This is a genomic window from Bacillus sp. DWP3-1 (assembly GCF_049896565.1).
GTDB lineage: Bacteria > Bacillota > Bacilli > Bacillales > Bacillaceae > Bacillus.
The window spans coordinates 352,786-376,465 of sequence record NZ_JAFCUN010000003.1 but is presented as its reverse complement, the minus strand read 5'-3'; the positions used below and the strand labels follow the sequence as shown (position 1 = coordinate 376,465).

The 23,680-nt window shown below is 41.6% G+C and carries 26 protein-coding genes; 11 read left to right on the top strand and 15 right to left on the bottom strand.

The annotated features are described in order from the left end of the window. Positions 1-52: 52 nt before the first annotated feature. The 3 genes from ACP7A0_RS09590 to ACP7A0_RS09580 all read right to left on the bottom strand — a co-directional run bounded on the left by ACP7A0_RS09590 (position 53) and on the right by ACP7A0_RS09580 (position 2,374). On the bottom strand, positions 53-1,345 hold the full coding sequence (locus ACP7A0_RS09590) for a hemolysin family protein (RefSeq protein WP_426004936.1): 1,293 nt from the start codon (positions 1,343-1,345) through the stop codon (positions 53-55). Between the two features lie 48 nt (positions 1,346-1,393). After that, on the bottom strand, positions 1,394-2,068 hold the full coding sequence (locus ACP7A0_RS09585) for a zinc metallopeptidase (protein WP_060597215.1): 675 nt from the start codon (positions 2,066-2,068) through the stop codon (positions 1,394-1,396). 81 nt (positions 2,069-2,149) lie between these two features. After that, positions 2,150-2,374 carry a hypothetical protein gene (locus tag ACP7A0_RS09580; protein ID WP_060597199.1) on the bottom strand — a complete coding sequence of 75 codons (225 nt, stop codon included), beginning with the start codon at positions 2,372-2,374 and terminating at the stop codon, positions 2,150-2,152. Positions 2,375-2,499: 125 nt separating this feature from the next. On the opposite strand from ACP7A0_RS09580, the gene ACP7A0_RS09575 reads away from it, so the two are divergent. Beyond that, positions 2,500-3,486, top strand: a complete 987-nt coding sequence (locus tag ACP7A0_RS09575) for a potassium channel family protein (protein ID WP_060597200.1) — start codon at positions 2,500-2,502, stop codon at positions 3,484-3,486. Here the strand turns inward: ACP7A0_RS09575 and ACP7A0_RS09570 are convergent. The 5 genes from ACP7A0_RS09570 to ACP7A0_RS09550 all read right to left on the bottom strand — a co-directional run bounded on the left by ACP7A0_RS09570 (position 3,483) and on the right by ACP7A0_RS09550 (position 8,185). Then, entirely contained in the window at positions 3,483-3,884 is a 402-nt protein-coding gene (locus ACP7A0_RS09570) for a YugN-like family protein (protein ID WP_034659780.1), read from the bottom strand. The genes ACP7A0_RS09575 and ACP7A0_RS09570 overlap by 4 nt on opposite strands. Before the next feature lie 32 nt (positions 3,885-3,916). Next, complete coding sequence (locus ACP7A0_RS09565) at positions 3,917-4,135, bottom strand: spore germination protein (protein ID WP_060597201.1); 219 nt, start codon at positions 4,133-4,135, stop codon at positions 3,917-3,919. A gap of 110 nt (positions 4,136-4,245) precedes the next feature. Next, entirely contained in the window at positions 4,246-5,601 is a 1,356-nt protein-coding gene (locus ACP7A0_RS09560) for a glucose-6-phosphate isomerase (RefSeq protein ID WP_375566234.1), read from the bottom strand. A 126-nt stretch (positions 5,602-5,727) separates the two neighbouring features. Next, a complete protein-coding gene (locus ACP7A0_RS09555) occupies positions 5,728-6,900 on the bottom strand; it encodes an iron-containing alcohol dehydrogenase (RefSeq protein WP_034659782.1) in 1,173 nt (390 codons plus the stop codon). 121 nt (positions 6,901-7,021) lie between these two features. Further along, positions 7,022-8,185 carry an iron-containing alcohol dehydrogenase gene (locus ACP7A0_RS09550; protein ID WP_034659783.1) on the bottom strand — a complete coding sequence of 388 codons (1,164 nt, stop codon included), beginning with the start codon at positions 8,183-8,185 and terminating at the stop codon, positions 7,022-7,024. 144 nt (positions 8,186-8,329) lie between these two features. Between ACP7A0_RS09550 and ACP7A0_RS09545 the strand changes: the two genes are divergently transcribed. After that, a complete protein-coding gene (locus ACP7A0_RS09545) occupies positions 8,330-8,566 on the top strand; it encodes a DUF378 domain-containing protein (protein ID WP_003212952.1) in 237 nt (78 codons plus the stop codon). Positions 8,567-8,633: 67 nt separating this feature from the next. Here the strand turns inward: ACP7A0_RS09545 and yugI are convergent, their stop codons facing one another. From yugI to ACP7A0_RS09530, 3 genes are all read right to left on the bottom strand, one after another. After that, a complete protein-coding gene (gene yugI / locus ACP7A0_RS09540; protein WP_034659784.1) occupies positions 8,634-9,026 on the bottom strand; it encodes a S1 domain-containing post-transcriptional regulator GSP13 in 393 nt (130 codons plus the stop codon). Between the two features lie 198 nt (positions 9,027-9,224). Next, positions 9,225-10,418: an aminotransferase gene (locus ACP7A0_RS09535; protein ID WP_034659785.1), complete on the bottom strand. Its 1,194-nt coding sequence runs from the start codon at positions 10,416-10,418 to the stop codon at positions 9,225-9,227. Then, a complete protein-coding gene (locus tag ACP7A0_RS09530) occupies positions 10,419-10,919 on the bottom strand; it encodes an Lrp/AsnC family transcriptional regulator (RefSeq protein WP_003213765.1) in 501 nt (166 codons plus the stop codon). It abuts the gene before it with no gap. A gap of 176 nt (positions 10,920-11,095) precedes the next feature. On the opposite strand from ACP7A0_RS09530, the gene ACP7A0_RS09525 reads away from it, so the two are divergent. Next, positions 11,096-11,920, top strand: a complete 825-nt coding sequence (locus ACP7A0_RS09525) for an alpha/beta fold hydrolase (protein WP_034659788.1) — start codon at positions 11,096-11,098, stop codon at positions 11,918-11,920. Here the strand turns inward: ACP7A0_RS09525 and ACP7A0_RS09520 are convergent. Next, positions 11,917-12,177, bottom strand: a complete 261-nt coding sequence (locus ACP7A0_RS09520) for a YugE family protein (RefSeq protein ID WP_268496142.1) — start codon at positions 12,175-12,177, stop codon at positions 11,917-11,919. The genes ACP7A0_RS09525 and ACP7A0_RS09520 overlap by 4 nt on opposite strands. Before the next feature lie 83 nt (positions 12,178-12,260). On the opposite strand from ACP7A0_RS09520, the gene ACP7A0_RS09515 reads away from it, so the two are divergent. Both ACP7A0_RS09515 and ACP7A0_RS09510 read left to right on the top strand, forming a co-directional pair. Beyond that, positions 12,261-13,436 carry a MalY/PatB family protein gene (locus tag ACP7A0_RS09515; protein WP_375566238.1) on the top strand — a complete coding sequence of 392 codons (1,176 nt, stop codon included), beginning with the start codon at positions 12,261-12,263 and terminating at the stop codon, positions 13,434-13,436. A 133-nt stretch (positions 13,437-13,569) separates the two neighbouring features. Then, the gene (locus ACP7A0_RS09510) at positions 13,570-14,862 is read left to right on the top strand and encodes a sensor histidine kinase (RefSeq protein ID WP_034659793.1); all 1,293 of its coding nucleotides are present in this window, start codon (positions 13,570-13,572) and stop codon (positions 14,860-14,862) included. Here the strand turns inward: ACP7A0_RS09510 and ACP7A0_RS09505 are convergent, their stop codons facing one another. After that, entirely contained in the window at positions 14,863-15,042 is a 180-nt protein-coding gene (locus ACP7A0_RS09505; RefSeq protein WP_034659795.1) for a hypothetical protein, read from the bottom strand. Between the two features lie 90 nt (positions 15,043-15,132). Between ACP7A0_RS09505 and ACP7A0_RS09500 the strand changes: the two genes are divergently transcribed. After that, on the top strand, positions 15,133-15,525 hold the full coding sequence (locus ACP7A0_RS09500) for a kinase-associated lipoprotein B (RefSeq protein ID WP_034659797.1): 393 nt from the start codon (positions 15,133-15,135) through the stop codon (positions 15,523-15,525). Here ACP7A0_RS09500 and kapD read toward each other — a convergent pair. After that, a complete protein-coding gene (gene kapD, locus ACP7A0_RS09495) occupies positions 15,522-16,139 on the bottom strand; it encodes a 3'-5' exonuclease KapD (protein WP_034659799.1) in 618 nt (205 codons plus the stop codon). The genes ACP7A0_RS09500 and kapD overlap by 4 nt on opposite strands. A gap of 217 nt (positions 16,140-16,356) precedes the next feature. On the opposite strand from kapD, the gene ACP7A0_RS09490 reads away from it, so the two are divergent. The 3 genes from ACP7A0_RS09490 (at position 16,357) to ACP7A0_RS09480 (ending at position 19,974) form a co-directional block, all read left to right on the top strand. After that, positions 16,357-17,535, top strand: a complete 1,179-nt coding sequence (locus ACP7A0_RS09490) for an MFS transporter (RefSeq protein WP_317615033.1) — start codon at positions 16,357-16,359, stop codon at positions 17,533-17,535. 108 nt (positions 17,536-17,643) lie between these two features. After that, complete coding sequence (locus ACP7A0_RS09485) at positions 17,644-19,545, top strand: transglycosylase domain-containing protein (RefSeq protein ID WP_066030475.1); 1,902 nt, start codon at positions 17,644-17,646, stop codon at positions 19,543-19,545. 18 nt (positions 19,546-19,563) lie between these two features. Beyond that, complete coding sequence (locus ACP7A0_RS09480) at positions 19,564-19,974, top strand: thiol-disulfide oxidoreductase DCC family protein (protein WP_034659802.1); 411 nt, start codon at positions 19,564-19,566, stop codon at positions 19,972-19,974. Between the two features lie 275 nt (positions 19,975-20,249). On the opposite strand, the gene ACP7A0_RS09475 is transcribed toward ACP7A0_RS09480, so the two are convergent. Next, on the bottom strand, positions 20,250-20,807 hold the full coding sequence (locus tag ACP7A0_RS09475) for a YufK family protein (protein ID WP_034659805.1): 558 nt from the start codon (positions 20,805-20,807) through the stop codon (positions 20,250-20,252). 185 nt (positions 20,808-20,992) lie between these two features. Here ACP7A0_RS09475 and malK point away from each other — a divergent pair, with 185 nt between their 5' ends. Beyond that, positions 20,993-22,594: a malate sensor histidine kinase MalK gene (gene malK, locus ACP7A0_RS09470; RefSeq protein WP_066030474.1), complete on the top strand. Its 1,602-nt coding sequence runs from the start codon at positions 20,993-20,995 to the stop codon at positions 22,592-22,594. Next, entirely contained in the window at positions 22,587-23,294 is a 708-nt protein-coding gene (locus tag ACP7A0_RS09465) for a response regulator (RefSeq protein ID WP_066030473.1), read from the top strand. Before malK ends, ACP7A0_RS09465 begins: the two co-directional genes overlap by 8 nt. The last annotated feature ends 386 nt before the right edge of the window (positions 23,295-23,680 follow it).

Sequence of the window (23,680 nt, the reverse complement as noted above, 5' to 3'; positions counted from 1 at the left end):
TCTTACCTAAAGTTTACCAACTAAAAAAACCTCGTCAAGTGTTACGAGGTTTTTAGAAAAAGTGAACCTTTTTGATTTCAATGGTCCGAATATGATGGTCTTCTGCATCTATGATGGTAAATTCACAGCCTTCTGCTTCAATCGTATCTCCAATCTCAAAATCAAATTTATGTGTCATCATCCAGCCAGCAATTGTATCAACATCATCATTCTCAATGGCTAAATCCAATAAATCATTTACTTCATCAATCAAGGCTTTCCCATCCATTACATAGTGGAAGTCACCTTTTTTGACGATATGAGGTGTTTCATCTTGATCATATTCATCCCGAATTTCGCCCACGATTTCTTCTAAAATGTCCTCTACTGTGACAAGACCGGCTGTTCCTCCATATTCGTCTACGAGCACTGACATATGAATTCGTTCCTTTTGCATCAAAATGAGCAATTCTTGAACAGGAGTACTTTCAATCACCCGAATCACCGGACGCATTAAGTCTTCAATCGTCACATCTAGATTCAGGAAGCTCGCCTTAAACACATCTTTGCTATTGATGACACCAATCACATGATCTTTGTCTTCTTTAATAACAGGGTAGCGTGTGTATCTTTCGTTCAGCATATAATGCGTCATGTCTTCAAGCGTCTGTTCAACCTCTATGGCTGAAATTTCTGTACGAGGGATCATGATCTCTCTCGCCACCCGGTTATCAAATTCAAAAATTTTATTCACATATTTGTACTCAGATTGGTTAATTTCGCCCTTCTCATAGCTTTCAGATAAAATGAGACGCAATTCTTCCTCACTGATCGCCACTTCATGTTCTTTGACAGAATGAAAACCGAATAATTTCACAATGCCTCGTGCCGCCCCATTTAATGCTTTAATAAACGGGTACATGACTTTATAGAAAAAGATGAGTGGCTTTGCTGTCACAAGGCTGACGGCCTCTGCCTTTTGAATGGCAATCGTTTTAGGCGCCAGTTCTCCCACAACGACATGTAAAAACGTAATGATCACAAATGCGATGATAAACGATAGGATGTCGGTTAATGCGGAATGAAGCCCTAATTCCTCAAACAGCGGATGCAGAAAATGTTCCACCGTCGGCTCGCCCAGCCACCCTAAGCCTAAAGCGGTGATGGTAATTCCGAGTTGACAGGCGGATAAATATTCGTCGAGATTTGATATGAGCTTTTGTACGTGGATGGCTCTCTTATCACCGCTTTCAATCAGCTGATTGATTTTAGAGCCTCTAATTTTCACAATCGCAAATTCAGTGACAACAAAAAATGCTGTCGCAGCAATAAGTAATATGACTAAAAATACGTTTAAAATATACAAAAAAACCCTTACCTAACAATGGTAAGGGCTCACCTCCTCTGGCATCAATTAATCATTACGGCCATTTAGGAAGATCATTACAAAACGGAGCAATTCAAACAAGGAAACAAGAGCCGCTGCGACGTACGTAAGAGCTGCAGCATTTAACACCTTGTTCACGCCTCTTTCTTCACTGCTTCTAATGATTCCTTCTGAAACAATGATATCTTTTGCACGAGAACTTGCATTAAACTCGACAGGCAATGTCACAAGCTGAAAAAACACAGCCGCTGAGAACAAAATGATCCCAAGCCCGATTAAGTTAAGGCTGCCGAGCAAGATTCCTCCAAGGAAAAGAAGCGGGGCAACACCAGATGCAAAGTTCACGACAGGGAAGATCTTATGTCTCAAGACAAGCGCACCATAGGATTCCTGATGCTGCAAGGCATGTCCAACCTCGTGTGATGCGACTGAAATGGCCGATATGGAATGACCGTAGTACACAGGTTCAGATAAGCGAACCACACGCTGCGTCGGGTCGTAATGATCAGTCAAAGTTCCTCTTACCGGTTCAACAGGCACGTCATATAACCCGTTGTGATCTAAAATATGTCGAGCGGTTTCCGCACCTGTTTTCATACTGGATGCTTCAACCTTTGAATACTTTTCAAAATTATTCTTTACTTTAAATTGTGCCCAAAATGACAATCCCAATGCGGCAAATGTTAAAAAATAAAAAAACAGCATGCTCATCAGCTTCCTTTTTATTTTATATATTTATTTACAATTTTAATGACTTTTATGTAACGTGTACAGAAAAAAGCACTAGGTCTTTTTAAGGGGAATAACCGCACCAATGAAAAAGAAGAACACACCTAAGCATGCTGTATAAAAGGTCACTGTTCCGTATAGGTCTTGAAAAAAGTGCAGCCATGAAAAATCACTCATAAAATGATTCACAGCATTTAAGTCAAACACGAGCAAGATCACAGCTGATGATAAAAAGTGCGCACCGATAAAAAGAAGTACGGTCTTTTGAACGAACGACATTCGCATTCCCTCCTTCTTCTCTCTTATTTTAAGATATGGGATCTGTTTCAATACATGACGAAGATGAAAAAATGTTCCTCAATCGGGCATACTGACATTAGCAGTCTCCTGAAAGGAAGAGTCCGATGAAATCAAATCGTATCTTTATCGCTTGGCTAAGGTGGCCACTCTATCTTCGAATTGCCATCATCATCTGTTTCTTGCTTCTTTTTTTTGGACAATTAATCGTTTTGCTTGAACCGAAGCAGTATCATACGATCTTTGATGGGATCTGGTGGGCGCTCATTACAGTCTCTACGGTAGGCTATGGTGATTTTGTGCCGCAAACCATGCCTGGACAAGTAGCGGGTATGGCTCTGATTTTGATCGGCGCAAGCTTTGTCACAGCTTATTTCGCCACGCTTGCCGCCGCTGTGTTCAGCAAGCAGCACCATTATGTAGAAGGAAAGGTCGCCTTTAAAGGGAAAGGACATCTCATTATCGTCGGCTGGAATGAGAAAACGAACAAACTGCTTCAGTCGTTTCAAACGATTGATCCAGCTATGCCGATTGTGCTGATTGATGACTCCTTGAAGGAAGGGCCACTTTTAGAGAATGTTCATTTTATTAAAGGGCATGGCACCGAAGATGTCACACTTCGCAAAGCCAATATTACCAGTGCAGATGCACTGATGATTACCGCAGATCAGCACGAAAATGAAGTGACAGCTGATATGCAGAGTGTTTTAACATTACTTGCAGCAAAAGGATTAAATCCTTCGCTATACTGTTTAATTGAAATCTTAACAGATCGTTACGTGAAAAATGCCGAGCGTGCTGGTGCCAATCAAGTCATTCATACCTCTGATGCAGTCAATCATTTAATGGTCGAACATTTTCTTCTAAAGGAACAGTTCAAAGCGTTAAAGAAAAAAAGACATATGACCTTGCATAAACACGTCACCATCATACCGGTTCCAGCTTCGTTAGCCGGAGAAACATTCTTAACAGTGCTCCATCACTTTTTAGAGCATCATGTGATCATTGTCGGTGTACAAAAAAAAGAAGGACCCATGATGAATCCTCCCTTTGGATATGAGCTTCATCCAGAGGATGAACTGATCAGCCTTTAAAGCAGTGCGTCTTCTAATTCCTTGACGAGTGAAAAGCCAATCTCAGTATAAGCTTTTGATACATCTCCATCTTTCTCTTTTGGTTCTTGGAATTGGTTAAAGGATGCTCCCACATTTCCAACCATCGCATGATCATCTAACTTATCTTGATATACATGCTTTAAGAGAAATGGATCTCCCATTTTCACCACAACGCCTGGCTGATCCAGCTGGCCTTTTTCGGCTGTAAAAGGAACTCTGAGAAAAGTATAGCCATCACGGTTATCAATTTTATAATCAAAGTACCCGTGATCATAATCCCAGTTGCCATTAATGACATAACCGAGCGGCTTCATGGTCTCTTCTAAATGGTAAAGTGAAAAGCTTTCACCAGGCAGCCTGGATGGTACATGAATCATACGAAACCCTCCTTTTTGTATAATAGGGTTCGTTAAAGAGAGGAATTCATACATCTACCTCTCGTGATTTGTACATTGTTTGTAAAAGCAGCATCAAATAAGCTTTGATTGGATAATTGATTCGTCTCGTTCACACTGCCAGCACCTTCAGTATCCTTGACAGCACTCATAGGACAAATACGTCCGACATTGCCAAAGTTGACGATTGCCTGATCAGAAATATCGTGAATGTAAATATGATTCGTTCTCATGTTTCACTCTCCTCTACTCATTATTCTATGTACAGAGCATGAGGAAGCTTGCACAGGAACCGTGAGAAAACAAAAAAGGCACACCTTTCAAAGGTGTGCCTTTTTTACTCTTACGATTGTTTCAGGCGGCTTTCAAGCTCGGCTTTTTTCTCTTCGAAGCCTGGTTTTCCTAATAAAGCAAACATATTCACTTTATAAGCTTCTACTCCAGGCTGGTCGAATGGATTGACGCCTAGTAGATATCCAGACATCGCACATGCTTTCTCAAAGAAGTAAACGAGGTATCCGAATGTATAAGCATCCATATCAGGAATTGTGACGATAAGATTCGGTACTTTTCCATCTGTATGAGCAAGCATCGTTCCTTCAAATGCTTTTTTATTAACGAAATCAACCGTTTTTCCTGCTAGATAGTTCAAGCCATCAAGGTCTTGTTCTTCTGCTTCAATGACAAGCTCATGGCGAGGTTTGTCTACATTGACGATTGTTTCAAACAAGTCTCTTCTTCCTTCTTGAACATATTGACCAAGTGAATGAAGATCTGTTGAGAAGTTCGCAGATGAAGGATAAATTCCTTTTTCATCTTTTCCTTCACTTTCACCGAATAATTGCTTCCACCATTCTGCAAAGTATTGCAGGCCTGGCTCATAGTTAATCAGCATTTCAATCGTTCTGCCTTTATTGTAAAGGACATTACGGACGACAGCATATTGGTATGCCGCATTCTCAGAAAGCTCAGATGAAGCGAAGTCTTCGCTTGCTTTTGCCGCGCCTTCCATCATCTGATCAATGTCTGCACCGCTCACAGCGATTGGCAATAGACCAACTGCTGTTAATACAGAATAGCGTCCACCTACATCATCAGGGATGATAAATGATTCGTAGCCTTCTTCCGTTGCTAATGTTTTCAGTGCACCGCGTGCCTTGTCAGTTGTCGCATAAATACGTTTTTTCGCTTCTTCAGCACCGTATTTTTCAATGAGGAGCTTTTTAAAGATGCGGAACGCAATCGCTGGCTCTGTTGTTGTTCCAGATTTTGAAATGACGTTAATAGAGAAATCTGCATCTTCCAATAGATCCATCACATCTGTTAAATAAGAAGAACTGATGTTGTTTCCAATAAAGATGATTTGCGGCGTCTTGCGTTTGCCTTTTGGCAGCGTGTTATAGAAAGAGTGGTTCAAAAATTCAATCGCCGCACGTGCGCCGAGATAAGAGCCGCCGATTCCGACAACAAGCAAGACATCAGAGTCAGACTTAATTTTATCTGCACTTTTTTTAATGCGGGCAAATTCTTCGCGATCATATTGCTTCGGTAAGTCAACCCAGCCTAAATAATCACTGCCTGCACCCGTTTGTTCATGAATATTATGATGGGCCACCTTCACAAAATCTTTTAAATATGTAAGCTCATGTTCTTGAAAGAAAGGTAACGCTTTCGAGTAGTCAAATTGAATATGTGTCATCGCTTGTAAGCCCTCCATTACGTTAGTTCTGTCCCTTTCACTTTAGCGGAACTAGCTATTGAAATCAAGTGATCGTCACTGGCATAGCAAAAAGCCGTTTCTCTCTATGAGAAACGGCAAGCAGGATTATAAAGAAGCTTTCAAAATAGAAAGAATGTCATCACGACCAAGTTTCATAAAGTTACCAAAACCACCGTATTCCATTTCTTTCGCCGCAATGTCGGCAATTTTGTCCAGCTGATCTTCACCAATGTCATAATCCGCTAAACGACTTGGTGCACCGAGGCTTGTCCAGAAGGCTGACAGCTTGTCGATGCCTTCTAATGCGATATCACGATCTGATTTTCCTTCTGTCTCGATGTCAAACATGTTCAGCATGAGGTTTTTAAAGCGTTCCACATTGTGATCGAGTGTATGACGCATCCAATTTGGGAAGAGGATGGCAAGTCCGCCTGCATGCGGAATGTCATAGACAGCCGATACCGCATGCTCAATTGTATGGGACGCCCAGTCTCCAAAGTAGCCCATTTGCAGCGTGCCATTTAAAGCGATCGTTCCTGCATAAAGGATCGTTTCACGGTGCTCATAGTTTTGTAAGTCTTCAAGCAGTTTTGGTGCTGTCTCGATGACTGTTTGAAGAACAGCAAAACACATTCGATCCTGTAGCGGCGTGTTTTTTACATTATGGAAGTATTGCTCGAAGACGTGGCTCATCATATCGACCATGCCGTACACCGTCTGGTTTTCTGGCACAGAATATGTATGCTCAGGGTCTAGAATGGAAAAAGCAGGATGAGTGACTGAACTGCCCCACACATATTTTTCATTCGTTTCCCAGTTTGTGATGACAGAGTCTGGATTCATTTCTGAACCAGTTGCCGCAAGTGTCAGCACTGTGCCAAATGGCAATGCTTTTTGAGCGGTTGTTTTCTTTGAGATAATGTCCCACACATCTCCGTCATACTCTGCTCCGGCTGCAATCGCTTTTGTACAGTCAATCACACTGCCGCCGCCAACAGCTAATAAGAAATCAATTTTTTCATTTTGGCAGATGTCGATTCCCTTTTCCACTGTGGTAAGGCGCGGGTTTGGTTCAACACCTGACAGCTCAAATACTTCAGCTTCTGCTTCATTTAACGCGCTGATCACATTGTCATAAAGACCATTTTTCTTAATGCTGCCTCCACCATATACAAGTAACACTCGTTTTCCATAACGAGCGAGTTCGCTCTTTAGTCCTTCTAGTTGTCCTTTTCCAAACATTAATTTCGTTGGATTATAGTAAATAAAATTTTCCATCTGTTGATACATCTCCTTACAGCGTATATATCCAAAAACATGAAAGACTACTTTAACATATGTACACGTCGAACTCAAAAAAAGATAACTGCTCGAAAGCAGCTATCTTTTGGTTGGTCGATTATAAAGAAGCATTCAAAATGGCTAGAACATCTTCTTTGTTTAGCTTTTTAAATTGACCAAATTCACCGCGTGCCATTGCACGGTCTGCAATTAAATCAATTTTCTCATCGTTGATATCATAGTCCGCTAAACGGCTTGGTGCACCAAGACTTGTCCAGAAAGCTGACAATTTGTCGATTCCTTCTAAGCCCACTTCTTCGTCTGTTTTGCCCGCAGGGTCCACATCGAATACACGTACCGCTAATTGTTTAAAGCGGCCTGGGTTTTCCTGAATGACATGCTTCATCCAGTTCGGGAACAAGATCGCAAGTCCGCCGGCATGAGGGATATCATAAACAGCAGATACCGCATGCTCAATGTTATGAGAAGCCCAATCACCGCGTGCCCCCATTGACAGCATTCCATTAAGGGCAATGGTGCCAGTGAATAAGATGGTTTCACGCAGCTCATAGTTCTCTAGATCGTTGATCAGCTTCGGTGCTGTTTCAATGACCGTACGAAGAAGCCCTTCACACATACGGTCTTGATAAGGTGTATTTTCCGTGTGATGGAAATATTGCTCGAACACATGTGACATCATGTCAACCATGCCATAAATCGTATGGTTTTTTGGCACAGTGAATGTGTTCACTGGATCAAGAATAGAGAATTTAGGGAAGACTGCTGGACTTCCCCAGCCATATTTCTCATTTGTTTCCCAGTTTGTGATCACTGATCCAGAGTTCATTTCAGAACCTGTTGCAGCAAGTGTTAACACAGTACCGAACGGAATAGCTTCCATTGGGACATGCTTACGCGTCACGATATCCCAAGCATCTCCATCGTACTTCGCTCCAGCTGCGATCGCTTTCGTTGCATCAATGACACTGCCGCCGCCGACTGCCAAAATAAAATCAACGTTGTTCTCTTTGCAAAGCTCAACCCCTTTTCTTACTGTTGTTAAGCGCGGGTTTGGCTCAACACCAGCAAGTTCAGTGATTGCAGCTCCTGATTCTTTTAGGATGCTGACAACTTGGTCATAAAGGCCGTTTCGTTTAATACTGCCTCCACCATATACAAGTAATACGTTTTTTCCGTAGTGTTTGAGTTCATCTGAAAGGGCTGATACTTCTCCCTTTCCAAACATTAATTTCGTTGGGTTCCAATAAGTAAATCGATCCATTTGATCTCCTCCTCGCGCTACATTATGCGCCTCAATCATTCCAAAAGTAAAGTAATTTGCTTTAATCCATTTTCTTACGCATAGTTTGGCTAAAAATCTGCAAAATATAAATGTATTGATGCTGTAGCGAAAGGAGGAATCACGATGAGTGCTATTCAGCGTATTGCCCTCGTGCTCACGATTATCGGTGCTATTAACTGGGGACTAATCGGCTTTTTTCAATTTGACTTAGTAGCAGCGATCTTTGGCGGACAAGGCTCTGCATTATCACGTATTATTTATGGTCTTGTTGGAATTGCAGGTCTTGTTAACCTTGGTCTATTGTTCAAGCCAAGCGAAGAAGCTGTTCGCCGTGACGAGCCGAATCCAGAGGTTCGCTAAACAAAAAGACATAAAAAAGGCCGCCTATACGAGGCAGCCTAAGGCACCGTTTGAAGCGGTGCTTTTTTTATTTCTTGATAAGATCTTTACGGTTAGATTGCTCAATCCACTCTTCAAGTTTATCTTTAAGTGTATTGAAACCTTGTGGTGCAGCAGCTTCTTCTTTCACTTGCTGTGGTCTTTGTTTCTTTGGTTTGCTTTCTTTTCTTTCAGGTGCATCTTGTGTAGCACGGATAGAAAGGCTGATTTTACCTGCTTTTTCATCAACAGAAAGAACTTTTACTTGTACTTCGTCACCAATTGAAAGGTGCTCGTTGATGTCTTTTACAAAGCCATGTGTTACTTCAGAAATATGCACAAGTCCTTGAGTTTCTTCATCTAATGCAACAAACGCACCATACGCTTGTAATCCTGTTACTTTACCAGTGTAAACACTGCCTACTTCAAACTTTGTCGCCATGATAACAACTCCTAAATAAATGTTTTAATATTCGTTTATACGCAATTAAAAACTATATCATAGAACGGTCAGTTACGCAAAATATTTTTTAATTGGGTTTAGATCAGTTCAAAAGGGGGAATACCTGAAAACAAGAATGCTTTCTAGTATTCCCCCCTAATTTGAGAGGCATGAGTCCTAATGGATTGATGCCTTTTTTTATTTTATGATGACAGGTGCTTCTTCTTTCACTTGTCGTTCCTGCAAAAAGCGCTGGATTCTTGAAAGTGATTCCTGAAGATGGTCAAGAGACGAAGCATATGAACAGCGAATATGACCTTCACCACTCGGCCCGAAGACATTACCAGGGACAACGGCTACTTTTTCACTCAGGAGCAGCTCCTCGGCAAATTGTTCTGACGTCATGCCTGTCGTTTTAATGGACGGGAAAGCGTAAAATGCGCCGTTTGGCTGGTGGCATGTCAGCCCCAGTTCATTCAAGGAGCCGACAAACAAATTTCGGCGCCTTCTGTAGCTTTTCTTCATTTTCTCTACATCTTCAAGTCCATTTTTCAAAGCTTCTTCTGCTGCATATTGTGCCATAGCGGGCGCACACATCATAGAATATTGGTGTATTTTCAGCATAGCATCGCGCAGTACAGGTGGTGCTGCCACATATCCTAAGCGCCAGCCTGTCATGGCAAACCCTTTTGAAAAGCCTGAAATCAGGATCGTTCTTTCCTTCATATCTTGAATTGCCGCCACGCTTGTAAAAGCTTCATCGTACGTCAGCTCTGCGTAAATCTCATCCGTGATAATGAGAAGGTCATGCTCTTTTGCAAATTGAGCAATATCTTCAAGCTCTTCCTTTGAATAGACAGAGCCAGTTGGATTTGATGGTGAGCAAAGCAGGATCGCTTTTGTCTTAGGCGTCAGCTTCGTGCGCAGATCCGCCGAGTCTGCTTTGAAATCTTTTTCAGCCGAGGTACTTAAATAAACAGGTACTCCGCCTGCAAGTGTCGTAAGGGCCCCATATGCTACGAAACAAGGCTCTGGAATGATCACTTCATCCCCGCTGTTTAAAATCGCACGAAAGGCCAAATCAAGTGCCTGGCTTCCGCCAACTGTGATAATAAGTTCTTCTTCAGGACTGTAGTCAATGTGAAACCGCTTATATAAATAGTGGCTCAGTTCTTTTCGCAAAGATAACAACCCTGCGTTCGCCGTATAAGAAGTAAGCCCTTGTTCTAATGACATAATACTTGCTTCTCTGACATTCCAAGCTGTCACGAAATCTGGCTCGCCGACACCGAGGGAAATGACCCCTTCCATTGTGGCTGCCAAATCAAAGAATTTCCGAATACCTGACGGCTGAATGCTTTGTACCGTTTCAGATAAATAAGACTTTTTCATTTAAGGTGACACCACGATTCTTTTGTCATCGTCTCCTGTTTCAAACACTTTCCCATCATGTTTATATCTCTTTAAAATAAAGTGGGTAGTTGTTGAAACCACGGAATCAAGTGTCGATAATTTTTCAGACACGAAGCGGGCAATATCAGACATAGATCTTCCGCGGATCACAACAGATAGATCATAAACACCTGACATGAGATAGACAGACTCCACTTCCTGAAAGCGATAAATACGTTCAGCAATTTCATCAAATCCGACGCCTCTTTTTGGTGTCACTTTGACATCAATCATTGCTGTGACGCCTTCGTGACCATCTACTTTACGCCAGTCAATCATGGTTGAATAATCAATAATGACTTTTTGATCTTCTAGTTTTTGAATAATCGCTTCTGCTTCTTCTGTTGTCACGCCTGCCATTTTTGCAATTGTATTTAAATCGGCGCGGCTGTTTTCATCTAAAATCTCTAATATTTCAGTTTCTTTTTCTGTTAGTTTCATTTGATTTCACACCTCAGATTGTAAAAAGCTAGTTTTAAAAAATCTTCTGAACATTATAGCACGTTTTTCCCATTATGCTAAGCAGGGAAAAGATGCTAACCATAGCTTAAAATCCACTTTTTAGGGTACAATACAGTCACCTAACAGAGAGAGTATCAAGTATCGGAGTGATGAGTGTGGACTTTGTTCAGCCAGCTTATATGAAAAGTAAATTCGGTTTAGATATCTATTATGAGCACTATCCAAATAAGGGGAAGAAAACATTGATCTTAATTCACGGACTCTTCTCTTCTACCTTCAGCTATCGAAAGCTCATCCCGCTTCTGAAACAAGACTTCAATTTAATTGCAATCGATCTGCCGCCATTTGGACAGTCCGAGAAGTCGAATACGTTTATTTACAGCTATCGCAACATGGGAAAGATCATTATTGAGCTAGCTGGTTACTTGCAGATTCAGCATGCGATCCTAGTGGGTCATTCGATGGGCGGCCAAATTGCTTTATACGCTGCATCTGAACGGCCAGACCTATTTGAAAAGGCGGTACTTTTGTGCAGCTCAGGGTATTTAAATAAATCAAAGAGATCGCTTGTTTACAGCACATATATTCCTTATTTTTATCTCTATCTCAAAAGAAAGCTCTTGAAGCAAGGCATAATGAAAAATTTAACCGCTGTTGTACATGATCATTCCATCATTGATCAAGAGATGGTGGACGGATATTTAAAGCCTTTTTCTGATGATCAAATTTTCCGAGGAATTTTCCGCTTGATTCGGCACCGGGAAGGCGATTTGACCTCGGATGTCCTAAAGAAAATGGAGACACCAGTGCTGCTCATTTGGGGTGAGGAAGATCGGATCGTTCCCATTCAAATAGGAGAAAGACTGCACAAGGATCTGCCAAACTCGACCTTGCATGCATTAAAAAAAACCGGGCACCTCGTTCCTGAGGAAAATCCGGTCTTTGTGTCTGATCAAATCGGACATTTCAGCCTGTCTTAGCGTGTGCAGGAGCTGCTGTCTCGTATGACGAAAAGCTGATTCGCTATATGTTGACAGCTTTCGAAAGGCAGGAGCTGCTCAAATGAGTGATGATAAATGGCTTGAATGTCTTTTGCTAAAGATAAAGAGTCTTCTGCGTCGTATAATGCACTGATGACGTCAGCAGGCTCCGTTTCATAAAAGTCCTCTCCATATTGAAAAGGGTCCCATGTCTTAATAAGTTGAATCATCTCTTCTACAGCTTGACTATCTTTCATCGGTATCACCGCTTATAATAAATTTTGTGATGTTTATTTTAGCACAACCAACAATGGTTGAAAAACGGCTAGAGGTGGGTTTCATGAATTTCGACGAACAGATCATACGTAAAGGTTCAAAATCAGTGAAATGGGACCAAGCAGAGTCTTTGTTCCTGACAACAGATGCGCTGCCGATGTGGGTGGCAGATATGGATTTTAAAGCGCCGCAGGTCGTCCTTGATGCATTGAAAGAGCGATTGGATCATGGCGTATTTGGCTATGCCTTTCAAGACCAGGATACGCAGCAGGCAGTAGCCGAATGGCTCAAAAGAAGACACGGGTGGTCGATTCAGACAGAAGCCGTCACCTTCACACCAGGGATCGTCACGGCACTTAGTTTTGCTGTCCAAGCCTTTACAGCACCGAATGACGAAGTGGTCATACAGTCACCAGTGTATACGCCTTTTTATCAAATGATTGAGCGAAATGGACGTACAGTCTCAACCAACCCTTTAAAAATAGAAAACAACCGCTATCTTATGGATTTTGATGATTTAGAGAAAAAACTGAGCAGACCAGAAGCGAAGCTCATGTTCCTATGTCATCCGCATAATCCGTCCGGAAGAGCGTGGACAAAAGAAGAATTAAAGCGAGTAGGAGACTTATGTGTCAAGCATGGTGTCACAGTCGTTTCAGATGAGATTCATTCTGATTTGATGCTATACGGAAAGCCGCATGTGCCATTTGCTAGTCTTTCTGACGACATAGCACATATCACAGTGACGTGTATTGCACCAAGTAAAACATTTAATTTAGCTGGCCTCCAAGCATCTGCCATTATCATTTCCGATGAAGAAAAAAGAACCCTTTTCACCAATCAATTGCAAAGAAACGGACTAGCCAAACTGAATGCATTTGCGATTCCTGCGATGGAAGCAGCATACCGCCACGGGGATGAGTGGCTCGATGCACTTGTTCTTTATCTCGAAAGCAATATGAAAATGGCGATGGACTATATTGACGAACACCTTCCAAATATGCGTTATATGAAACCAGATGCTTCTTATTTATTGTGGCTGGACATTCGGGATTATCAATTCAGTCAAGCGGAATTGAAACGGAATCTGCTGAAAAAGGGCAAAGTGATCCTAGAGCTTGGTCACGTGTACGGACACGAAGGAGACGGCTTTATTCGGATGAATCTCGGCTGTCCTGCTTCAACAGTCAAAGAAGGATTGAAACGCCTTCAGCAAGCGTTCACGCGATCATCTGAATAAGCCCTATACGATCGAAAGAACATCCTAACGGGTGTTCTTTTTAAAGAAAAAAACCCTCCTTTTATCATATCTACTTTGTACATGAGATGATATAATGAGAGGAATTACAATTATTTACGAGGAGAGCATTTAAATGGAAATGTTCAAGGATTTTCTGCTCCATGTATCTTTTATTCTATTTCCAATCTTTTTATATCATGCGCTATGGCTAAGCCGGACCCCTGCTCATTTCCCAAAAACGAATAAACTGCTCATCACAGTATTCGCATCCATCTCTTCAGCACTATGTATTATATATCCAGTTGGTTCGATTTTAGATTTGCAGACTGGGCTTCAATCCATCCCTCTTGTACTTGCCATTTTATACGGAGGGTACACTGCTGGGATCGTCGCCATCTTGATAAGTTCCATGGTCAAATTCGTGATGTATGGCTCCTTCTTATGGGTTGGAATCATTGTTGTTCCGATTTACTTTTTCATCCCATTTCTGTTCTACCGGAAATGGCGTCAATATTCGAAGCTGAAAAAGCTGATGTATGGAGTGCTTATCGGTTTATCCAAAGGATTCTTTATTTACATTGGACTGTTTGCGGTCAGCTTAATGGAATACAGCCCAGCCTTTATTATGCAGCAAAAGTTACTTGAGTTATTTTTCTCAACCCTTTACTACATATTCTTTCTTGTGCTAAGTATCTATTCCATTGAATTCGTCAAAGAAAATGCGCAAATGAGAACACAGCTCGTCCAGTCAGAAAAGCTGACCATTGTAAGTGAACTCGCTGCAAGCGTTGCCCATGAAGTACGCAATCCGCTGACAGTGGTGAGAGGCTTTATCCAATTGCTCTTTTCTAGTGACAATACAAAAGAGCCGTCAACCAATAAAGATTATAAAAATCTCGTTCTGTCAGAGTTAGACCGGGCGCAGGATATTATCACGAGTTATCTTGACATTGCGAAACAAAATTATTATCAAATTGAATCTCTCAATCTATCTAAATTACTAGAGGAATGTGCATCACTGATGACATCCTATGCGAATTTCAAATCGGTCACGATTCATCAATCCATTGAACCAGACTTATACATTCAAGGGGATGAAACGAAGATCAAGCAAGTCATGATTAATTTAATCAAAAATGCGATTGAAGCAGCCCCAGAACACGAAGGGGAAATTGAACTTTTTGCTTCAAAAGAAAATCATAAAATATGCCTTTATTTCGTGGATAACGGTGTAGGAATGACAGAAAGCCAAATGAAAAAGCTTGGCGAACCATATTACACCCTGAAAAATAAAGGGACTGGACTTGGGCTGACAGTGACATTTTCTATCATTGAAAATCACCATGGAACCATTCGTTTCAAAAGCTCGCTGCAGTCTGGTACAACCGTCACCGTGAAGTTTCCTGAAGATACAAGAAGAAAATGATCAATCCATTTTTTTTGTCCTTTTTTCATCTATCCGCTCCTGCTTCTTAGACGCACGAACGATCAGACGAAAGCAAATAAATGCAGCAATAAAGAAAATCACCGTGGTGATTGCCGCTGGGATGTACTCCCTTTTATCTTCAGGAAAATACAGTAGAAAGAGTGCGATGAACGACAGCATTCGCCATTCCCCCTTTTGCTCGTTTACTTCACTATATTGGCTAAAAGAAATGAAATACCTTCCTGCGAGAAGGAAATGGAGGAATTTCACATGACAGACATTCAAATTGGACAAGTTGTGAAAGGATTTTACAAAACAGGTGTTTACGTTGGGGAAGTGACAGCAGTGAAACCATCGACCTATCTCGTTCAAGTAAAAGCCGTTCTGACACATCCCACTCAAGGCGACCTGCATCACCCAAAAGAAGCAGACGTGCCTTTTTTCCAAGAGAGACGGGCTTTGGCCTATCGTGAACAGACGAATATCCCTCATCATATGGTGAAGCCTTATGATGGCGGTATACCAGATTATCAAGTATCACTAAAAGAAGCTGTAGATAAATTAAAACAAACGCTCCATGCGGATGATTCCAAATGGGCTGAAAAATCAAGAGCATGCCTATCTTCTCTCGAAAAAGATTATTTTCCAGAAGACGCCCGCTAATCAGCCGAATCAAAAAAGTGTGAGAAATCGATCAGCTCACCAATTTTGGTTGTTTGCGGATTTTCCACATAGGCTCTGTCTTTTTCAAAAAGGGTTAACAGCTGATAAGTCGTCATGGCATCATCAAGTGCTTTATGATGCTTACCAGCTTCTTCACTGCCGTATTCCTTTGCCGCTTTGCGAAGCCCTGTCAGTGTACGATCACCAAAAAAGGTTTTATACTCAAAGGCGAGGTCCCTCAGCTTTCCCTTAAAAGGAAAGGCGATGTGATTGAGCATACAGTTTTGCTTCAGCACCTTCATGTCCATATTGCCCCATGTAATAATCTCACAATCCTCTCCCTCATCAAGCGACACGAGCTTCTCGATAAACGCCTCAAAGGAAATTCCGCTCTCTACATCCTGCTGCGTAATGCCGAGGAACGATTTACAGCGTTTCGTCAGCTTCGGAAACTTTTTCGGTTTGACGTAGCTAGAGAACGTGTCTATAATCGTTTCACTTGCCGCTTTCACTACCCCAGCTTCAATAATTTCAGGAAAAAAATTTTGTGGATGATACTTTCCATCAGGCATCGTAAATTCAAAATCGACCACAAGCACCGCCTTCTGTTCCACCAGTCTCACCTCACTTTCTCGTCAGTTTTTCATCCTGATATCATTATATTAAGACGGACCTTGAAATCACTTCATTTTCTTGAAAATAATGCAGATTCACTATGCCCAACCTATCATCAGATGAAAGATCGTTTATTTTCCTTTATAATTATTAAGGAACACGAAATAAATAAAGAAGGTGGTCTCTATCACAAACAGGAAGAAAAACTTGTACATCATGTGGTTTGTGAACTTTTTTGTATCTGCCAGCATTACAATGATCGTCCCTTTTTTATCACTTTACATAGAATCTCTTGATAGCAGCTATTCAAATGAATTTGTCCAAAGGTGGAGCGGCTATGTCTTTGGGGTCACGTTTTTAACGGCCTTTCTGATTTCTCCGATTTGGGGACGGATTGGTGACCGTCATGGCTATAAAAAGATTTTGCTCATTAACGGAATTGGGATTGCAACAAGTATTCTATTAATGGGGCTTGTGCAAACCGTTTATCAGCTATTCGCACTGCGGCTCTTCATGGGGCTTGTCACAGGCTTTATCTCGACTTCAATGGCACTGATCTCTGCACAGACGGAAAAGGCAACTGCAGGTAAAACCCTTGGAACGATGCAGATGAGTAATGTTGCCGGGGGGTTGTTTGGTCCATTAATGGGCGGATTCATGGCAGACAGCGTCGGATTTATTTATACGTTTTTCCTCACAGCGACTGTCATTTATGTGTCAGCTATTGTGATTATTTTCGGAGTGAAAGAACAGCCCATCCGTTCAAAAGAAGCAAAGCGCGTTTCTTACTCACGGAAGGATGTGCTCGTTCATATTTTCAAACAGCCTTTGCTTGTGGTCACGATGCTTTTAACGTTTATTACACAAGTAGGGAATTTTAGCATTCAGCCACTTTTGGCTTTATACATTCATGATTTACACGGTCCTGTTAATCTCGCATTTTATGCGGGTCTTGCGTTCTCTGCAACTGGACTTGGCAATTTGCTCTTTACACGAAAATGGGGAGATCTCGGAGATCGAATTGGTCACGACAAGGTGCTGCTTGCCCTTCTCATCCTCTCCTCTATTTTATTCATCCCGCAAGCGATGGCGGATTCCTATGTGATGTTAGTACTTTTCCGTTTTCTATACGGAATGGCACTTGGCGGGATTATTCCGTGTACGACAGCGTATATTCGGATCAAAGCACCTGCCTCTATGCAAGGGGAAGTGCTTGGATACAATGTCAGCTTCCGCTTTCTTGGGAATGTCGTCGGTCCGGTGATTGGCGGCATTGTGGCGAGTCATTACGGGATTCCAGCTGTCTTTTATGTCACCGCCGGAATTTTTCTGTTTGGCGCGTTATTTTTATGGACGGTCCGCTCGCATGGGAAGACAAAAGAAAGGAGTGTCTGATCCAGCATCAGGTACTCTTTTTTCATGTGTAGAAGCCTTATTCACTAGTCTTCAAGCCCATTCTTTTCTAAAAATAACCTTCTCGTATTCGCAAAAGAATGGTACGATATGGCTAGAAAATTGAAGAAAGTGAGTGACCTCATGTTTCGTGCAATCATTGGTTGGTTATTACTTGCTGCCCTCATTCCATTATTTGTTCTGACTTTTTATCTATCAAAGGAAGAAGCTGCAAGTGTCAAGCCTGTTAACGAAGTGCTTGATCAAAAAATCAAGCTGGAAAAGATAGATTTTTCCCAAAACAGTTATATGTATGATCGGGATGGTTCTCTCATCTCTGAGATCGTATCAAACGATGAAAACCGAGTGTTCGTGACGTATGATAAAATTCCTGATTCTGTGAAGGAGCTGTTCCTCCGCTCAGAGGACCGGAACTTTTATGACCATAAAGGCATTGACTTTATGGGGGTTGTTCGTGCCCTTGCCTCAAATGTCAAAAACCATGGCATCAGCCAAGGAGCGAGTACGATCACACAGCAGTTATCCCGCAACTTATATTTAAGCCATGAACGTTCGTTCACCCGAAAGTTTACAGAGCTTCTCTATTCCTATGAATTAGAGCGGAAATTCTCGAAAGATGAAATTCTCGAAAGCTATTTAAATACGATTTATTTCAGTAATGGTGTTTACGGTGTCGGTTCTGCGGCTAATTACTATTTTGATAAGCCGCTTAGTTCTTTAACGCTTGCACAGATGGCATTTATCTCTGCGATTCCAAACAACCCAACACTGTATGACCCATTGAAACAATTCAAGCACACGAAGAAACGCCAAGAACGACTGCTTGGTATTTTAAAGAAAGACGGCGTCATCACCAAAAAGCAATACAAAAAAGCCGTCAAAGAAAAAATCAGCCTGTCCTTAAGTGAAAAGAAAAACCTTTATCCTGACTATGTGACATATACCAATGAGGAATTTACTGATCTTGTGTCAGATCAGGAAGGCTTTACAAAACGATTGAAGAAAGCCAAAACAGATGGAGCAAAAAAAGCCATTCAAAAAGAATTATCTGAAAAAGTTAGTGCCCTGCTTCAGGATGGTGTCAAAATTTATACGGCACTTGATCCTTCCTTACAGCAACGAGCCGTCTATCAGCTCAATGCGCAACTCCCTTACCAAGGTGTAGAAGGCGGATCAGCGGTCATTAATCATGAAACGCATCAAGTTGTCGCACTTGCTGGCGGAAAAAACTACAAGAAGTTTGATTTCAACTACGCCTATCAAGCGCAAAGACAGCCTGGTTCTGCAATTAAGCCGCTTTTAGACTATGGTCCTTACATCGACCAAACCGGTGCAACAGCTTCAAGCAAAATCAGTGCCGGCAAGTTTTGCAGCAGCGGATACTGTCCGCAGAACTATAATCATAAAACGTATGGAACTGTCACACTTGAAACAGCCTTTAAGAACTCTTACAATACACCTGCGATCCGAATGCTGGATACAGTCGGTGTCAAAAAAGGCTTCAGCTATTTAGAGAAATTCTCATTCGAGCATATCGTAGCGGATGATTATCGCCTTCCTTCTGCACTTGGCGGATTTACGAAGGGCTTCTCACCGCTAGAAATAACAGATGCGTATACCGTCTTTGGTAATCAAGGAGCTTACACGCAAAGTCATTCGATCACAAAGGTAACAGACTTAAACGGTAAGACCCTTTACAAGTGGAAAGAGTCACCGAAGCAAGTGTATTCTCAGCGGACAAATGACACCATGCGTAAACTGCTTGCCTCCGTTGTAAAAAGCGGAACAGGGAAAAAAGCGAATTTCAGTTCCCCTTACATTGGTGGTAAAACAGGGACATCCAATGACTACAAAGACATTTGGTTTGTTGGACTGACAGATCAATATACAATGGGTGTATGGGTTGGAAGAGATAGAGGAACGGTTGAATCAATTTACAGCTCCAGCCCGCACTTACGTATTTGGAAAAATACGATGCAATACGCCAGATAAACAGGAGGTTTGATTGCAATGCATTCAACACATCCACCCCATTTAATTTTATTTGACGGTGTCTGCAACGTGTGCAGCGGCGCTGTTCAGTTTGTGATTAAGCGTGATCCAGATGAGCGAATGATGTTTGCTTCATTACAATCAGATACAGGGCAGCGCATTTTAAAAGAAAATGGTTTGCCTTTAGATGAGTTCAATTCATTCATTTATATTGAAAAAGGCACCCTTTATACGAAGTCGACAGGCATCTTAAAAGCCACGCGGCATTTAAAAGGGATCTACAAATGGAGTTATTTACTCATTGCCATTCCCCGCCCTATCCGTGATTGGTTTTATGAGCGGATGGCGAAAAATCGCTACAAATGGTTCGGTCAAAAAACATCTTGTATGATGCCTACACCCGATATTCAAAAACGGTTTCTTTCATAAAAAAGCATCCTCCGATGGTGGAGGATGCTCACATTGTTGACAAAGGGCTAAAATGATTTTTATTTTAGCCCTTTGTCTTCTTTTCAGCGTGACCTGAAAACCTTTGCAGTCTAGGAAGGACGAGTACCGGAGCGGAGCGAATTGAACATTCGTGAGCACCGGAACGCAGCGAATTGAACATTCGTGAGCACCGGAACGCAGCCCTGACACCGAATGCGAGGGTTTGTCTACACGCTGAGCATCCTCCGATGGTGGAGGATGCTTTCTTTGTCTGTTTAAGAAGGCAGACTCGCCATAACACTGTTATAAAGCTTAATAAATAAGTACAAAATGCCGATTAAAAACGTTGCCCAAAACAGAAGAATAAACATCATAAATCCAATTAAATTCAGCATGGAAAGCGATTGATAAATGCGAACCACAACCCAGATAAAATAGACAAGACTTGCTAAAACAAACAGTCCGACAAGCAGAATCAGCTGCTGCGTCAACAGAAATGCAAGCAAGCTGGCAAATAAATAAACAACGGATGCAATCCGAATTTTCTTTAAGTTCTCCCCTTCAGGATCTTTCGCGAAAAAGAGTAGTGCCAGCTCTAACACCGTATCTGCAATCAGTTTCAAGGCAGATAAAATCATAAAATAAACAAGTGCAAAAGCAGCAAAAAGAGCAAGTCTGATGCCCTGTTCCGAGAAAAATTCCAGCATTCCTTTTAAAATACCTGCTTGAGTCAAGAAATCAGTCGTGATCCCTACTGTGAAAATCGAAAAAGCAGAGCTGAATAGTAAAATCGAAATCAGCGGAAAATATCCAGTCAAATATGTATTTTTCATAAATAGATCCTTTCTCATAAGCTCACATTTATTATGGCTCACTTAAAACGGATTGACAAGATGCTTTCAAAGTAAACTGGCAGCAAAATCAAATTTGTGATTTTGCACGTACATTCCTTCACAAACTTACATTTTCCCGTTAAAGTATTACTATTACGAAAAAATCGTGCGTTAGGGGTATACTCGTGAAAAAAACATTAAGACTGCAAACACGGCTGACGATTTTTGTTTGTATCGTTGTCCTGATCTCCCTTTGTATCACATTCTTTACGATCTGGTCGGAAACAGCTAAGAACATTCATCAGCAGGAACGTGACATCGCCCTCTCCACTGCCAAAATGGTCGCAGAGGCTCCGATCACAGCGAAATCATTAGAAGAAAATCGATCATATTCAGTACTTCGTCAATATACAACAAGTGTTCAGCGAATCACCAAAACTGAATTCGTTGTCGTGATGGATATGAACGGTATTCGCAAAACCCATCCAAATCCGCAGAAGATCGGGAAGCGGTTTGCTGGCGGTGATGAAAAACCAGCATTACAGGGTAAAGAACATATTAGTACGGCTTCTGGAACACTTGGCAGATCCATGCGTGCTTTTGTTCCTGTTTATGCTCAAGATGGAAAGCAGCTCGGGGCTGTGGCAGTAGGGATTACGTTAAAGGAAATTGACTTGATTATTCATCAAAGCTTACTTCCGCTCTACTTCGTCATATCGCTCAGCCTTCTTTCTGGTATCATCGGAGCACTCATTGTGGCACGAAAAGTGAAGAAAATTATGTTTGGACTAGAGCCAGATGAGATCGCTACATTATTAAAAGAACGAAGCGCCATGCTAGAATCAACAAAAGAAGGGATTCTTGCGGTCGATCAGCACGGTAAAATCAAGCTGGCCAACGCTGAAGCCAAACGGCTCTTTCATAATATGGGCATTATGGTTGATCCTAGAGAACAAGATGTTCAGGTGCTCCTCCCTTCAAGCGGCTTAAAGCAAGTCATTGAAACACGCAAGCCGCTGCTTGACCGCGACGTGAGAATGAACGGACTGGAGCTCGTCTTTAACGAGGTCCCGATTACGGTAAAAGGCGAGATTGTTGGGGCAATCGCCACCTTCCGTGACAAAACAGAAGTCAAACACTTGGCTGAGCAGCTGAGCGGAGTCAAAATGTATGCAAATGCCCTCCGTGCCCAGTCACATGAATTTATGAACAAGCTTCATGTTATTTTAGGACTGGTTCAGCTCAAAAACTACGATGACCTTGGCACCTATATCAAAGATATTGCGATCTATCAGCAAACGGAAACAAATGAAATCATCAACCATGTGAAAAACTCTGTTTTAGCAGGATTTTTACTAGGAAAACAAAGCTACATCAGGGAACAAGGCGCGACCTTAGAAGTCATATGCAGCACACAAGTCCCAAATTCAGAGGACCCAGCAGTGACGCATGATCTCATTACCGTGATTGGCAACCTGTTAAATAACGCACTCGATGCTGTTTCTCATACTGAGACAAAAAACATCTCAATCTCATTCCGATACGTCCAGGAGCAGCTTCATATTGAGATTACGGACACAGGTGTTGGTCTCACAAAAGACGAACAAGACATCATGTTTGATCAAGGCTTTTCAACTAAAGGAGAAGACAGAGGATTCGGTCTCTACTTTGTTGACCAAAGCATCAAAAAATTGAACGGACACCTGATTGTCACGAGTGAAAAAGGAGAAGGAACGACCTTTAGTCTCCGCATTCCGTATAAACAAAAGGAGGATTCACATGATTAATGTGTTAATAGTAGAAGACGACCCAATGGTTGGGGAGCTGAACAAACGCTACCTGACCCAAATCGACGGTTTTGAATTAATAGGGATTGCCACCTCTTTTCAGCAGGCACTGGACATCTTAAAAACAGAAGCCATTCACCTTGTACTGCTCGATATTTATATGCCTGGACAAAATGGACTGGTCCTATTATCAGAAATACGCAAGCAAAATCATTCTGTTGATGTCATTGTCATTTCAGCTGCCAATGAAGTCGACGTGATCCAGCAAACGATGCGAAACGGGGCCGTTGATTATTTAATCAAGCCATTTGAGTTTGAACGTTTCCAATCAGCGCTCTCAGAGTATAAACGTAAACACGCCTTGTACCAAACGATGAACAGCATCTCGCAAAATGATTTAGATGCGAAGCTCTTTCATAAAAAAGCAGAGACAGAAAAAGTCCTTCTGCCAAAAGGCCTGACCAAAAGCACACTCAAACTCATCTGGACAAGTATTCAATCATTCGGTCATCAAGCTTTCACGACCGAAGACCTAGCGAATCATACAGAAATCTCTCAAGTCTCCATTAGAAAATACTTGAAATTCCTTGAGGACATCGAAGTAGTTGATGTCGAAATGGCATACGGGACAATTGGACGTCCTGTTTTCCAATATAAACTCAGTACAACAAATATGAATTTGATTCAGCAATATCTATAATTTGACACATCTGACCTTTTACAGAGGCCAGATGTTTTTTTATGGCACACGATGTCACAAACCCCTTGATATCAGCGGTTCCACTGTAGTAGAGCACATCACAAAAGCGGCATTATATCATATTTCAGCAGATAAAAAGACATCGAATTTAGCCTTTTAACATTTTTTTAAAAATAAAACAAATTTCTATTTATTTATTCGATTGGAAATGATAAATTATGATTGATTAGTTCAACGAGATATAAGTCTGATGTCTTACATCTTCTCTCCTGCCCTCCATAAGTTTCAGGAGAAAGCAGGATAAAATACCCTATTCAGAAGGGTGAGAAGAGGTAGAACGGTCTTTTTTCGCGAGACTTTTCTGAAACTTTTAAATTTTATAGGGG

Coding starts and splice junctions, on each gene's coding strand:
- ACP7A0_RS09580 (WP_060597199.1), bottom strand. CDS start 2,374: ATGTCGTTCGTTCAAAAGACCGTACTTCTTTTTATCGGTGCGCACTTT.
- ACP7A0_RS09575 (WP_060597200.1), top strand. CDS start 2,500: ATGAAATCAAATCGTATCTTTATCGCTTGGCTAAGGTGGCCACTCTAT.
- ACP7A0_RS09570 (WP_034659780.1), bottom strand. CDS start 3,884: ATGATTCATGTACCATCCAGGCTGCCTGGTGAAAGCTTTTCACTTTAC.
- ACP7A0_RS09565 (WP_060597201.1), bottom strand. CDS start 4,135: ATGAGAACGAATCATATTTACATTCACGATATTTCTGATCAGGCAATC.
- ACP7A0_RS09560 (WP_375566234.1), bottom strand. CDS start 5,601: ATGACACATATTCAATTTGACTACTCGAAAGCGTTACCTTTCTTTCAA.
- ACP7A0_RS09555 (WP_034659782.1), bottom strand. CDS start 6,900: ATGGAAAATTTTATTTACTATAATCCAACGAAATTAATGTTTGGAAAA.
- ACP7A0_RS09550 (WP_034659783.1), bottom strand. CDS start 8,185: ATGGATCGATTTACTTATTGGAACCCAACGAAATTAATGTTTGGAAAG.
- ACP7A0_RS09545 (WP_003212952.1), top strand. CDS start 8,330: ATGAGTGCTATTCAGCGTATTGCCCTCGTGCTCACGATTATCGGTGCT.
- yugI (WP_034659784.1), bottom strand. CDS start 9,026: ATGGCGACAAAGTTTGAAGTAGGCAGTGTTTACACTGGTAAAGTAACA.
- ACP7A0_RS09535 (WP_034659785.1), bottom strand. CDS start 10,418: ATGAAAAAGTCTTATTTATCTGAAACGGTACAAAGCATTCAGCCGTCA.
- ACP7A0_RS09530 (WP_003213765.1), bottom strand. CDS start 10,919: ATGAAACTAACAGAAAAAGAAACTGAAATATTAGAGATTTTAGATGAA.
- ACP7A0_RS09520 (WP_268496142.1), bottom strand. CDS start 12,177: ATGAAAGATAGTCAAGCTGTAGAAGAGATGATTCAACTTATTAAGACA.
- ACP7A0_RS09515 (WP_375566238.1), top strand. CDS start 12,261: ATGAATTTCGACGAACAGATCATACGTAAAGGTTCAAAATCAGTGAAA.
- ACP7A0_RS09510 (WP_034659793.1), top strand. CDS start 13,570: ATGGAAATGTTCAAGGATTTTCTGCTCCATGTATCTTTTATTCTATTT.
- ACP7A0_RS09505 (WP_034659795.1), bottom strand. CDS start 15,042: ATGCTGTCGTTCATCGCACTCTTTCTACTGTATTTTCCTGAAGATAAA.
- ACP7A0_RS09500 (WP_034659797.1), top strand. CDS start 15,133: ATGACAGACATTCAAATTGGACAAGTTGTGAAAGGATTTTACAAAACA.
- ACP7A0_RS09490 (WP_317615033.1), top strand. CDS start 16,357: ATGTGGTTTGTGAACTTTTTTGTATCTGCCAGCATTACAATGATCGTC.
- ACP7A0_RS09485 (WP_066030475.1), top strand. CDS start 17,644: ATGGCTAGAAAATTGAAGAAAGTGAGTGACCTCATGTTTCGTGCAATC.
- ACP7A0_RS09480 (WP_034659802.1), top strand. CDS start 19,564: ATGCATTCAACACATCCACCCCATTTAATTTTATTTGACGGTGTCTGC.
- ACP7A0_RS09475 (WP_034659805.1), bottom strand. CDS start 20,807: ATGAAAAATACATATTTGACTGGATATTTTCCGCTGATTTCGATTTTA.
- ACP7A0_RS09465 (WP_066030473.1), top strand. CDS start 22,587: ATGATTAATGTGTTAATAGTAGAAGACGACCCAATGGTTGGGGAGCTG.